We start from the raw sequence: 11,671 nt of genomic DNA, 5'->3' as shown, positions 1-11,671 counted from the left end.
GGCGCGACGCTCGGCACCGACAGCGGCACCGGCGCGGCCGGCGGGGTCGGCACGACGGGCGTCGTCATCTTCATCGGCTCGCCTTGCGGCGTCGGCGCGGGTTCGGGCAGCGGCGCGACGGGTTCCTTCTCGGCCGCTTTCACGGTTGCGCGGTCGCGGCGGGCGGGATCGATCTTCAGGAAATGCTCGACGAGATTGAAGAAGCGCTCGTAGAACACGCCGGCGGGAATCGTCTCGCTCGCCGTCTTCACGAGCGCGTCGTCGCTCGAGCCGATCGGCAGCGACAGCGACCCGAACACGCTGAGCCCGACGCTGGCCGACGTATTCGACTTCTTCAGCGTGTAGCGGTCCTGCACCGCGTTCACGTACGCGATGCTCGACGTGCCGTCCGCATTCGCGTCCGCGCACACGACGTGAAACTCGATCACGACGTGCATGTCGTTGTTCGGCTGGAAATTCTTGCTGCCGTCGACCGCATCGTTGCGCGACGACGACACGACATAGCCCTGACTCAGCAGCGCGCGACGCGCGGCCTCGCAGGCCGCGTCGGATTTCGAGCGGAACGTGTGCGCATACGGGCTGCTCGTCGCGTCGAACTGCTCCTGCTGGTAGATCGGCTTGGGCGGCGACGAGCACGCCGCCAGCACGGCCGCGGCCGCGAGCGCGCACGAAACGGAAAACAGGCGAAGTCGGTTGTGCATGGCGTCTTTCAAAAGGCTCGGCGAAATGCCGGGCGGGGCGGCGGGCGCCGCCCACGCGATGCCGCGCAACGGCTGTGCCGGTGCACGGCGCTTGGCAATCTCGTATGGCCGGGGCGTCATTATAGTTTCGTTTGATGTCGCGCTTGCTTCAGCCGGCCGGCGCCGGCCGCGCGACGGCGAGCAATTGCGACACGAGCGGATGGTGTTCGCCGCGCCGCGAGCGGATCGCATGGATTTCCTCGGTCACGTCGCCCGCACGGCCGAGCCGGCGCAGCCCGCGCAACAGCGACGCGTCGTTCGCGCCGAGTTCGCTGAGCGGAAACACGCCGAGGCCGCGTGCCGCGAACACGGCCATCAGCGCGCTGTCCTCGAATTCCCCGGCCACGCGGGGCACGATCCGTTCCCGCTCCAGCCACAGGTCCAGGCGTGCGCGTAGCGCCGAATGGGCGGTCGGCAGCAGCACCGGCAGCTCGGCGAGGCAGTGCGGGAAGCGCTGCCGCGCGGCGGGCGTGACGAGCGCCGCGGGCCCGTACCAGTCGACCGGCGATGCGACGAGCCGCTCGCTCGTCACGCGCAGATTCGACCCCGAAGGCGCCCCCTGGCCGGCCAGCACGAGATCGAGGTGATGCAGGGCCAGTTCCGCGAGCAGCGCATCGTGCTCGCCCTCGTGACACAGCAGCCGAAGCGTGGGGGTGTCAAGCACCGGTGCGAGGATCGCATGCGCGGCCAGCTTCGAGATCCCGTCCGCGAGGCCGACCGCGAGCCGCACGGTCGGCTGGCTGGCCGCCGCGCGCACTTCGTCGGGGATCAGCCGGCCCATCTCGAAGATGACCTCCGCGCGCGCATACGCGGCCTGCCCGGCATCGGTCATCGTGACGCCGCGCCCGGCCGGGCGCAGCAGCTGGTGGCCCAGCGACTTCTCCAGGTCGCGCACCTGCGCGCTGATCGTCTGCACGGCCATGTCGAGCCGCTCGGCGGCGCGCGCGAAGCCGCCTTCCTTCACGACGACCCAGAAATAGTACAAATGGCGAAAATTCAGCATCGGATCGAAATTTCGGAAAAACCGAACCAAAGATCAGATTCTCGCTGATTTTTCCGAAGTCTTGGAATACCTATCATCGGGCTTTCCACATTCGAATCGGCCCTTTTCATGGACTACCTGCTGACGCTTGCCGCCGACCCCGCCGTCTGGGCCGCGCTCCTGACGCTCGTCGTGATGGAAGTCGTGCTCGGCATCGACAACCTGATCTTCATCTCGATTCTCAGCAACAAGCTGCCGGAAGCGCAGCGCGCCCGCACGCAGCGCCTGGGCATCGCGCTCGCGCTCGTGATGCGCCTCGCGCTGCTCGGCAGCGTCGCGTGGATCGCGAGCCTCACCGAACCGGTGTTCACGCTGTTCGATCACGCGTTCTCGTGGCGCGACATGATCCTGCTGTCGGGCGGCCTGTTCCTCGTGTGGAAGGCGACCACCGAGATCCATCATCACGTGTCGCACGACGGCGACGGCTCGGGTGCGTCCGGCGGCGCGGCCGGCCTGACGGTCTGGGCCGCGATTGGCCAGATCGTGATGCTCGACATCGTGTTCTCGATCGACAGCATCGTGACCGCGATCGGCATGACCGAGCACGTCCCGATCATGTTCGTCGCGGTGATCGTCGCGGTGAGCGTGATGCTGTTCGCCGCCCAGCCGCTCGCACGCTTCATCGACCGCAACCCGACCATCGTGATGCTCGCGCTGTCGTTCCTCGTCGTGATCGGCATGACGCTGATCGCGGAAGGTTTCGGTTCGCACGTGCCGAAGGGCTATATCTACGCGGCGATGGCGTTCTCGGCGTTCGTCGAGGGCATGAACATGCTGGCGCGTCGTGCGAAGGCAAAGCGCGCGGCGCGCGGCGAAGCTCACTGAGCAAGCGGGCGGGCGACGGCCCGCCCTCGATTCGGAATTCTCAATGAAAGGAGAAGCGCGATGAAATGTCCGGTCTGCAAGACGCCCGACCTGCTGATGGCCGAGCGCCAGTCGATCGAGATCGACTACTGTCCGACGTGCCGCGGCGTGTGGCTCGATCGCGGCGAACTCGACAAGCTGATCGCACGCGAAACCGGCGAGGTGCCGGCACGCCGCGACGAGCCGCCGGTGCGGCACGATGCCCACGCGCCGCGCGGGCGTGACGATGGCTGGGGGCGCGACGGCCGCCCGCACGACGACCGTCACCGGCACGACGGCCAGCGTCGCAAGAAGTCGATGTTCGACCTGTTCGATTTCGATTGAACGCGACGGCGCGCGCGTACCGCGCCGCACGTAGCAAAAAGCCCCGCCAGGTGTGATGCCTGGCGGGGCTTTGTCATGCGCGTGACGCGATGAACACGCGCCGGCGCTTACGCGTTGCCGACCGTCACGTCGATGCGGCGTGGGCGTGTTTCCTCGCGGCGCGGAATCGTCAACGTGAGCACGCCGTCGCGCAGGCTCGCATCGATTTTCGACGTGTCGAGATCGGGGCTCAGCACGAACGTGCGCACGAAGCGCGGCGCGCGGATTTCGGCATGGCGCACGCGCAGGTCGGCCGGCGTGTCGATGCGCGTGTCGGCTTCGATCGTCAGCGTATTGTCGTGCACCTTCACGTCGAGGTTCTCGCGCGGCACGCCGGGCAGGTCCGCGCGCAGCGTGACGCGCCGCGCGTCTTCGACGATATCGACGGCCGGCGTGAGCGCGGGCCGGCGCGCGGCTTCGGCGGCTGCCGCATGGAGGGCACCGGTGTGGCGTTCGGTCACGTTCTGGCTGGTATTCATGTCGTTCTCCTGAAGGTTACTGAACGGTGATCGCACGCGGCTTCGATGCCTCGCGCCGGCCGACGCGAATCAGCAGGCAGCCGTTTTCATAGCGGGCGCTGACGTTGTCGGCGTCGGCGTTCTGCGGCAGCTCGACGACGCGCCGGAACGCGCCGTGAAAGCGCTCCTGCGCGTAGGTGCGCACGTCGTCGCCGGCGTCGTGCGGCACGGGCTTGCGCTCGCCGCTGATCGTCAGCAGGTCCTTGTCGATCGATACGTCGAAGTCGGCCGCGGCCATGCCGGGGGCGAACGCGACGATCTCGATCGCGTCGTCGGTCGCGCCGACGTTCAGCGCGGGAAACGCGCTCGGCCGCACCGCGCGGATGCCGGTCGGATGCTCGCCGAACAGGCTCGCCATCTGCCGCTGCACGCGGGCGAATTCGTCGAACAGGTCGTAGCCGTGATGGATACCGCTCATGAAGGTCCTCCGGAACATGAAGTGCGAAAGACGCGACGACGCGACGCCGACGGCGTGTGCGATGCGCGGTTTTCCGCTGAGTCGAAACGGGGGCAGTGCGCGTGACGGGCACTGCCTGGCAACGGGTAATTAGAGGTCGCCGCGGCGGTTTTCAAGAGGGAAATTGCAATCGGTATCAACGCGTGACGATGCGAATCGATGCGACAATCGTCGCGCTATCCACAGACCACGGAGACGGGACGGAAATGGACATTCAACGCATCGCGATCGTTGGTGCCGGCGTGATCGGCGCGAGCTGGGCGGCTTTCTATCTGTCGCAGGGCTTCGACGTCGTCGCGACCGATCCCGCGCCGCAGGCCGACGCGCGGCTGCGCGACGCACTCGCCGCGTTTCTCGGCGAACGCGCCGCCGAACTTTCCGCACGGCTGTCGTTCGACGCGGATCTCGTGCGCGCGCTCGACGGCGTCGATTTCGTGCAGGAGAACGGGCCCGAGCGGCTCGACCTGAAGCGCGCGTTGTACCGGCAGATGGACGACGTGCTGCCCGCGCACGTGCCGATCGCGTCGAGTTCGTCGGGCCTGAAGATGTCGGAGATCCAGACCGCGTGCGACAAGCATCCGGAACGCTGCCTGATCGCGCATCCGTTCAACCCGCCGCATCTGATTCCGCTCGTCGAGCTGGTCGGCGGCGACGCGACCGACCCGGGCGTGATCGCGCGCGTGAAGGCGTTCTACGACGCGCTCGGCAAGCAGACGATCGTGCTCAACAAGGAAATGACCGGCCATGTCGCGAACCGGCTCGCGGCCGCGCTGTTTCGCGAGGTGTATCACCTGGTCGGCGAAGGTGTGGTGAGCGTCGCTGATGCGGACAAGGCCGTCGCGTGGGGCCCGGGCCTGCGCTGGGGGCTGATGGGGCAGTGCTTGACCTATCACCTCGGCGGCGGCGCGGGCGGGATCGCGCACTTCCTCGAACACCTGTCGGGGCCGATCACGACGTGGTGGGACGACCTCGGCACGCCGTCGTTCGATCCGGCCGTCGATCGCAAGCTGAATGACGAACTGCGCGCGATCCAGGGCGAGCGTTCGATGCAGGAACTGGCGGCCGAGCGCGACCGGCTGCTCGTCGAGCTGATCGACGCGCGGCGGCGCAGTTTCCTGCCCTGAGCACGGCGCGGCGCCGTGTTTCGGCCGGGCCGCAAGAGCGTAACGGGCTATTGCTGGACGGCAGTTTGCGGTGCCTGAGGTGTCTGCGCGAGCCACGCGGGCTCCGCGGCCTGCACCCGCTCGCGATTACGGGCGCGCGTTGCGGCATCGGGCGGATAGTTGCCGTCGTTGGTCGGCAGTTCGCCGTCGAGATAGGCCTGCTTCAACTGGGCGACGACGTCCGCGCGCGTCAGGCCCTGCGCGGGTGCCGCGGCATCGGTTTGCGCAAAGGCGGGGGACAGCAGTGCGGTGGCGGCGGTCGCGACGGCGAATCGCAAGACGTTCATGGTGTGCTCCGATCAAGGGGACGGGACGGTGGACGCTCGGCACACTGCCGTGCGTTCCGATGGGTCCCATTGTCGCGAGCGGGTACTGCGCGGACGCTGACGCGTTCAGGGCAAGGCTGTCAGTTGCGAGCGAATGCGGCAACGAAGCGGCCTCGGCGTGATGGCCGGGGCGCTCGCTACAGTTCGGCGGCCGCCGCGATCAGCGTCGCCTCGAGCGCGAGCGTGGAGCGTGACGCAGCCGCGGGCCGGTCGATCACGTATTCGAGTTCGCCGAGTTCGGGCAGCCCGGCGTCGAGCCGTGCGAGCCCGGCCGGAATCACGTAGCCGGCGAACGCGCTGACGCCGAGCCCCGCGCTCGCGGCCGCGCGCAGCACCGCGATGCTGCTGCTCACGACGGCGATCCGGTAAGGGCGGCCGACCGCCTCCAGCGACTCGAGCACGCGGCGGCGCGACACGCTCGGCTCCGGATGCAGCGCGAGCGGCAGCACGGCCTCGTGGCCGGTGATCCGCGAATCGGGGCCGGTGCACCAGTACAGCGGTTCGCTGCGGATCACGCGGCCGCGCCGGCTGCCCGCGACGCGCTTCGCGAACACCAGGTCGTGGCGGCCTTCGTCGAGCGCATCGAACAGGTCGCCCGACAGCCCCGTCGAGATCGCGAGCTCGACGTCCGGGTTGCGCTGCACGAAGCTCGCGAGCGCGGCCGTCAGGTGCGCGCTCGCGAAATCCTCCGACATCGCCAGCCGCACCTTGCCCGACAGCGGTGGGCCGCACACCGACGTGACGGCCTCGTCCATCAGTTCGAGAATGCGCACCGCGTAGCGGAACAGCGCGTCGCCGTGCTGCGACAGGTGCACGTTGCGCGTGTCGCGCTCGAACAGCGGCCGGTCGAGCAGTTCCTCGAGGCGGCGGATGTGCTGGCTGACGGTCGACTGCGACAGGCTCACGCGCTCGGAGGCGGCGGTGAAACTGCCGGACTGGGCGACGGCGACGAAGCTGCGCAGCAACTCGGGCGGTAAGGGACGCATTGCTAAATCCACTGAATCGGTTTCGACAACTTCATAAATGGCCGGATTTTGCGGCGCTAGTATCGGATCACGCGCCGGTGCGACCCATGCAAGGGGGCACATCGGACGCGTAGCCCGTGTCGCGCCGCCAGTTCCATCGGTCAGTCTAAGCCATCCGGCGTCCGGCCCGAAACCGCATCATCCCATCGACCACCCGAGAATGCGCTCGCACGACGAGCCGCCGGGTCGCGGCGCTCCGCCGCAGGAGACAGACTGTCCGCGCCCGGGACCGGCGTGCGGGCCTGACTCCCGCACGCGTCAGGCGCCCGTCACGAAGAGACTGGAGACGACTCATGATCATCTACGGAACCGCGCTACTGGCGTTCTGCCATCTGGCCGGGCTGTTCCTCGGCGACCTGCTGGGCACCGCGATCGGCGTGAAGACCAACGTCGGCGGCGTCGGCATCGCGATGCTGCTGCTGATCTGCCTGCGCCTGTGGCTGCACCGGCGCGGCTGGCTGCCGAAGGAGACCGAGGCGGGCGTCGGTTTCTGGGGCGCGATGTACATCCCGGTCGTCGTCGCGATGGCCGCGAACCAGAACGTCGTCGCCGCGCTGAAGGGCGGGCCGGTCGCGCTGCTGGCCGCCGTCGGCGCGGTCGGGATCTGCGCATGCTGCATCGCGGTACTCGCGCGCACCGGGCGCGACGACACGGCCTTCGCGGGCGTGCCGCAATTCGAAGAACAGTGAAGGAGGCCGCCATGTTGCAGATGCTCGAAAAAACCGTCGCCCACAACGGGCTCGTCGCGTCGTTCGCGCTGGTCGGCCTGATCATGTGGCTGTCGTCGATCGCGTCGCGCAAGCTCACGTTCGGCCGCGTACACGGCTCCGCGATCGCGATCGTGATCGGCCTGGTGCTCGCCTATGTCGGCGGCGCGTTCACCGGCGGCGAGAAGGGGCTCGCCGACGTGCGGCTGTTCGCCGGTGTCGGCCTGATGGGCGGCGCGATGCTGCGCGATTTCGCGATCGTCGCGACCGCGTTCGAAGTGCAGCCGACCGAGGCGCGCAAGGCCGGCCTCGTCGGCGTCGTGTCGCTGCTGCTCGGCACCGTGCTGCCGTTCATCGTCGGCGCGAGCATCGCGCGCGCGTTCGGCTACACCGATGCGGTCAGCATGACGACCATTGGCGCGGGCGCCGTCACCTACATCGTCGGGCCCGTCACGGGCGCGGCGATCGGCGCGAGCTCCGACGTGATCGCGCTCAGCATCGCGACGGGGCTGGTCAAGGCGATCATCGTGATGGTCGGCACGCCGGTCGCGGCCAACTTCATGGGCCTGAAGACGCCGCGCTCCGCGATGATCTTCGGCGGCCTCGCCGGCACCGTGAGCGGCGTGAGCGCGGGCCTCGCCGCGACCGACCGCCGGCTCGTGCCGTATGGCGCGCTGGTCGCGACGTTCCATACGGGCGTCGGCTGCCTGCTCGGCCCGTCGCTGCTGTTCTTCACGACGCGCGCGCTGGTCGGCGCATAGCCGACCCGCGTGCGACTTGGGCGGGCCGCGCGTGCCGCCGGTGTGCGCGATTTCCGGCGCGCCGAATCCATCGCGGCGTCCTCTGAGTCGCATTCTTCAACATCATCAATCGACGGCGGCGCCAGGCTTAGAATGCCGCTGAACCATCGAAGCAGGAGAACTGTTCATGACGGGATGGAATCACGCGCGGCAAGCGCGCGATGCACGCCTCGCGGCCGGCGCGGCGTACGCGCAGGGCAAGCGGGTCGGTGCGCGCGACACCGTCGCGCTGCTCGAAGCGGTGCTGCGCCCCGGCGACCGCGTTTGCCTCGAAGGCGACAACCAGAAACAGGCCGACCTGCTCGCGACTGCGCTCGCCGACGTCGACAGCGCGAAGATCCACGACCTGCACATGGTGCAGTCGGGCGTCGTGCTGCCCGAGCATCTCGACGTGTTCGAGCGCGGCATCGCGAAGCGTCTCGACTTCGCGTATTCGGGCCCGCAGTCGCAGCGGATCGCGAAGCTGCTGTTCGGCGGCAAGATCGCGCTCGGCGCGGTGCACACGTATCTCGAGCTGTTCGCACGCTACTTCATCGACCTCACGCCGCAGGTCGCGCTGATCGCGGCGGTCAGCGCCGATCGCGACGGCAACCTCTACACCGGCCCGAACACGGAAGACACGCCGACCGTTGTCGAGGCCACCGCGTTCAAGGACGGCATCGTGATCGCGCAGGTCGACCGCATCGTCGACAAGGTGCCGCGCGTCGACATTCCCGGCGACCGCGTGCATTTCGTCGTCGAGGCCGGCCGGCCGTTCTACGTCGAGCCGCTGTTCACGCGCGACCCGGCCGCGATCACCGAAACGCAGATCCTGACCGCGATGCTCGCGATCAAGGGCATCTACGAACCGTACGGGATCAGGCGCCTGAACCACGGGATCGGCTTCAACACGGCCGCGATCGAGCTGCTGCTGCCGACCTACGGCGCGAAGCTCGGGCTGAAGGGCAAGGTCTGCACGCACTGGGCGCTCAATCCGCACCCGACGCTGATCCCCGCGATCGAGTCGGGCTGGGTCGAGCAGATCCACTGCTTCGGTTCCGAAGTCGGGATGGACGACTACATCCGCGCGCGCTCCGACGTGTGGTTCACGGGCTCCGACGGGTCGCTGCGCTCGAACCGCGCGTTCTGCCAGACCGCGGGCCTCTATGCGTGCGACATGTTTATCGGCTCGACGCTGCAGATCGACCTCGCGGGCCATTCGTCGACGGTCACGGCCGAGCGGATCGCCGGCTTCGGCGGCGCGCCGAACATGGGCAGCGACGCGCGCGGCCGGCGTCATCCGAGCGAGCCGTGGCTGAAGGCCGGCGCGCAAGCCGACCCCGACACGCCGGCGGCGCTCAGGCGCGGCCGCAAGCTGGTCGTGCAGATCGGCGAGACGTTCGGCGACAAGAACGCGCCGATGTTCGTCGAGAAGCTCGACGCGCTGAAGCTCGCCGACAAGCTGCAGCTCGACCTCGCGCCGATCATGGTCTACGGCGACGACGTCACGCACATCGTCACCGAGGAGGGCATCGCGAACCTGCTGATGTGCCGCGACAAGGATGAACGCGAGCACGCGATCCGCGGCGTGGCCGGGTATACCGAGGTCGGCCGCGGCCGCGACCGCAGGATGGTCGAGCGGCTGCGCGAGCGCGGCGTGATCCGGCGTCCGGAGGATCTCGGCATCGATCCGCTCGACGCCGACCGCCGCTGGCTTGCCGCGCGCTCGATCAAGGATCTCGTGCACTGGTCGGGCGGCCTGTATGCGCCGCCGGCCCGGTTCCGCAACTGGTGAGGAAGAGGGCATGGAACAGTTGAACTACCGCTTCACCGCGCGCGAGCGCGCGCAGGGCGAACGGGCCACGGCGCTCGTCGGCGTGGTCGCGTCCGGCAATCTCGAGGTGCTCGTCGAGCGCGTGCTGCCGGGCAATGAATGCGAGATCGACATCCGCACCGCGGCGGTCGGTTTCGGCGCGGTGTGGCAGGCCGTCGTGTCGGACTTCGTCGAACGGCGCGTGCCGGGCGGCCTGAAGCTGTCGATCAACGACGGCGGCGCGCGGCCCGACATGGTGTCGCTGCGGCTCGCGCAGGCCGTGCGCGCGATCGAGGGGGACGCATGACGACCGACATGATCCATGACGCGCCCGCGTTCGTCGCGAATGGCGCGAGCTGGTACGAAGCGTCGGCGCGCCAGCGCGTCGACGGGCTGCTCGATGCGGGCAGCTTCACGGAATTTCTCGGGCCGGGCGAACGCGTGACGAGCCCGCACCTGCCGCTGTTCGACCTGCCGCAGCAGTTCGACGACGGGATGGTGGTCGGCCACGGCCGGCTCGACGGCAAGCCGGTGTTCGTCGCCGCGCAGGAAGGCCGCTTCATGGGCGGCGCGTTCGGCGAAGTGCACGGCGCGAAGCTCACCGGGCTGCTGCGTGCGGCGCGCGAACTCGGCACGCCGGTGCTGATCCTGTTCGATACGGGCGGCGTGCGGCTGCAGGAAGCGAACGCGGGCGAGCTCGCGATCGCCGAGATCATGCGGGCGCTCGTCGACGCGCGTGCGGCCGGCGTGCCCGTGATCGGACTGATCGGCGGGCGCGCGGGCTGCTACGGCGGCGGCGGGCTGCTCGCCGCGTGCTGCTCGGCGCTCGCGGTGTCCGAGCAGGGGCGCATCAGCGTGTCGGGCCCCGAGGTGATCGAGACCAATCGCGGTGTCGAGGAGTTCGACGCGAAGGATCGCGCGCTGATCTGGCGCACGATGGGCGGCAAGCATCGTCGGCTGATCGGCGGCGCGGATCGCTACGTGGCCGACACGCCGGACGCGTTTCGCGCGGCGGCGCTCGAGCTGCTCGAGCGTGCGCCGACATTCGATGTGGCGATGCTGCGCGCGGAGCAGACGCGTCTCGAAGCCCGCGTCGAACGGTTCGGTGGCTGCAAGGACGCGCTCGACGTGTGGCGCGCGCTCGGCGCGGACACGCCGGAAGCAATCCCGGGCATGTCCGACGACGAATTCGCGAAGCTCGCCGACCAACTGCAGGAGCCGCAGCATGACGCTCGATGAAGTCCTGACCTCGCTGTTTCCCAAAGGCCATTCGATTACGCGTAGCGGCGGCCTGCTGACGGGCCACGCGCATCTGGCCGGCACGCGCGTCGACGTGATCGGCGTGGCCGAGCGCTTGCCGTTCGGCATTGACGAAGCGCTGACGCTCGCGTCGCAGGTGCTCGACACGATCGAGCGCGGCGGCGACACGCCGATTCTCGTGCTCGTCGACAGCGACAGCCAGCGGATGAGCAAGCGCGACGAACTGCTCGGCCTGAACGAAGGGCTGTCGCATCTCGCGAAATGCCTGATGCAGGCGGAGCTCGCCGGGCACCGGACGATCGGCGTGCTGTACGGCCATACGGCCGCGGGTGCGTTCATCGCGACCGCGCTCGCGACGCGTACGCTGCTCGCGGTGCCGGGCGCCGAGCCGGAGGTGATGGACCTGCCGTCGATGTCGCGCGTGACGAAGCTGCCGATCGACGTGCTGAAGGAGATGGCGCGCTCGACGCCGGTGTTCGCGCCGGGGCTCGACAATCTCGTGAAGATGGGCGCCGTCGACGCCGTGCTCGATCCGGCCCGCGCGCTCGACGCGCAGGTCGGCGAATGGCTCGGCAGGCCGGCCGAACGCGGCGACGGTCGTGCGGCGCGCGGCC

Annotated in this window: 15 protein-coding genes; 9 read left to right on the top strand and 6 right to left on the bottom strand. The window is 69.0% G+C overall.

The window, feature by feature from the left end; translation table 11 throughout:
• Both F3J14_RS30170 and F3J14_RS30165 read right to left on the bottom strand, forming a co-directional pair.
• A partial coding sequence (locus F3J14_RS30170) for a DUF2242 domain-containing protein (RefSeq protein ID WP_166726054.1) occupies positions 1-701 on the bottom strand: 701 nt, incomplete at its 3' end.
• Positions 702-849: 148 nt separating this feature from the next.
• The gene (locus tag F3J14_RS30165) at positions 850-1,743 is read right to left on the bottom strand and encodes a LysR family transcriptional regulator (RefSeq protein WP_166726053.1); all 894 of its coding nucleotides are present in this window, start codon (positions 1,741-1,743) and stop codon (positions 850-852) included.
• 108 nt (positions 1,744-1,851) lie between these two features.
• On the opposite strand from F3J14_RS30165, the gene F3J14_RS30160 reads away from it, so the two are divergent.
• Positions 1,852-2,607: a TerC family protein gene (locus tag F3J14_RS30160; protein WP_166726052.1), complete on the top strand. Its 756-nt coding sequence runs from the start codon at positions 1,852-1,854 to the stop codon at positions 2,605-2,607.
• 60 nt (positions 2,608-2,667) lie between these two features.
• The gene (locus F3J14_RS30155) at positions 2,668-2,970 is read left to right on the top strand and encodes a zf-TFIIB domain-containing protein (protein ID WP_166726051.1); all 303 of its coding nucleotides are present in this window, start codon (positions 2,668-2,670) and stop codon (positions 2,968-2,970) included.
• Positions 2,971-3,077: 107 nt separating this feature from the next.
• Here F3J14_RS30155 and F3J14_RS30150 read toward each other — a convergent pair whose 3' ends face one another.
• Both F3J14_RS30150 and F3J14_RS30145 read right to left on the bottom strand, forming a co-directional pair.
• Positions 3,078-3,488, bottom strand: coding sequence for an Hsp20/alpha crystallin family protein (locus F3J14_RS30150; RefSeq protein ID WP_166726050.1), 411 nt, complete (start codon positions 3,486-3,488; stop codon positions 3,078-3,080).
• 16 nt (positions 3,489-3,504) lie between these two features.
• Positions 3,505-3,945 (bottom strand): Hsp20/alpha crystallin family protein, encoded by a 441-nt coding sequence (locus F3J14_RS30145; RefSeq protein WP_166726049.1) that lies wholly within the window; start codon positions 3,943-3,945, stop codon positions 3,505-3,507.
• A gap of 245 nt (positions 3,946-4,190) precedes the next feature.
• Between F3J14_RS30145 and F3J14_RS30140 the strand changes: the two genes are divergently transcribed.
• Positions 4,191-5,108, top strand: coding sequence for a 3-hydroxyacyl-CoA dehydrogenase NAD-binding domain-containing protein (locus F3J14_RS30140; RefSeq protein WP_166726048.1), 918 nt, complete (start codon positions 4,191-4,193; stop codon positions 5,106-5,108).
• Positions 5,109-5,155: 47 nt separating this feature from the next.
• Here the strand turns inward: F3J14_RS30140 and F3J14_RS30135 are convergent, their stop codons facing one another.
• Positions 5,156-5,434 (bottom strand): DUF4148 domain-containing protein, encoded by a 279-nt coding sequence (locus F3J14_RS30135; protein WP_166726047.1) that lies wholly within the window; start codon positions 5,432-5,434, stop codon positions 5,156-5,158.
• 176 nt (positions 5,435-5,610) lie between these two features.
• Positions 5,611-6,459, bottom strand: coding sequence for a LysR substrate-binding domain-containing protein (locus F3J14_RS30130; protein ID WP_006761082.1), 849 nt, complete (start codon positions 6,457-6,459; stop codon positions 5,611-5,613).
• Between the two features lie 332 nt (positions 6,460-6,791).
• On the opposite strand from F3J14_RS30130, the gene madL reads away from it, so the two are divergent.
• From madL to mdcE, 6 genes are all read left to right on the top strand, one after another.
• Positions 6,792-7,187 carry a malonate transporter subunit MadL gene (gene madL / locus F3J14_RS30125; RefSeq protein ID WP_166726046.1) on the top strand — a complete coding sequence of 132 codons (396 nt, stop codon included), beginning with the start codon at positions 6,792-6,794 and terminating at the stop codon, positions 7,185-7,187.
• Between the two features lie 11 nt (positions 7,188-7,198).
• A complete protein-coding gene (madM, locus tag F3J14_RS30120) occupies positions 7,199-7,966 on the top strand; it encodes a malonate transporter subunit MadM (RefSeq protein ID WP_105833762.1) in 768 nt (255 codons plus the stop codon).
• Between the two features lie 166 nt (positions 7,967-8,132).
• Positions 8,133-9,779, top strand: coding sequence for a malonate decarboxylase subunit alpha (gene mdcA, locus F3J14_RS30115; protein WP_166726045.1), 1,647 nt, complete (start codon positions 8,133-8,135; stop codon positions 9,777-9,779).
• 10 nt (positions 9,780-9,789) lie between these two features.
• Entirely contained in the window at positions 9,790-10,104 is a 315-nt protein-coding gene (gene mdcC, locus F3J14_RS30110; RefSeq protein ID WP_166726044.1) for a malonate decarboxylase acyl carrier protein, read from the top strand.
• Positions 10,101-11,036 (top strand): biotin-independent malonate decarboxylase subunit beta, encoded by a 936-nt coding sequence (locus F3J14_RS30105; protein ID WP_166726043.1) that lies wholly within the window; start codon positions 10,101-10,103, stop codon positions 11,034-11,036. Before mdcC ends, F3J14_RS30105 begins: the two co-directional genes overlap by 4 nt.
• Positions 11,023-11,671, top strand: a 649-nt coding sequence (gene mdcE, locus F3J14_RS30100; RefSeq protein ID WP_166726042.1) for a biotin-independent malonate decarboxylase subunit gamma, incomplete at its 3' end; no start/stop codon positions are given. The genes F3J14_RS30105 and mdcE, both read left to right, overlap by 14 nt.

Source organism: Burkholderia sp. Tr-862, assembly GCF_011753085.1.
Lineage (GTDB): Bacteria > Pseudomonadota > Gammaproteobacteria > Burkholderiales > Burkholderiaceae > Burkholderia > Burkholderia ambifaria.
The sequence above is the reverse complement of the archived record's forward strand: the minus strand, read 5'-3'. Positions and strand labels throughout refer to the sequence as shown.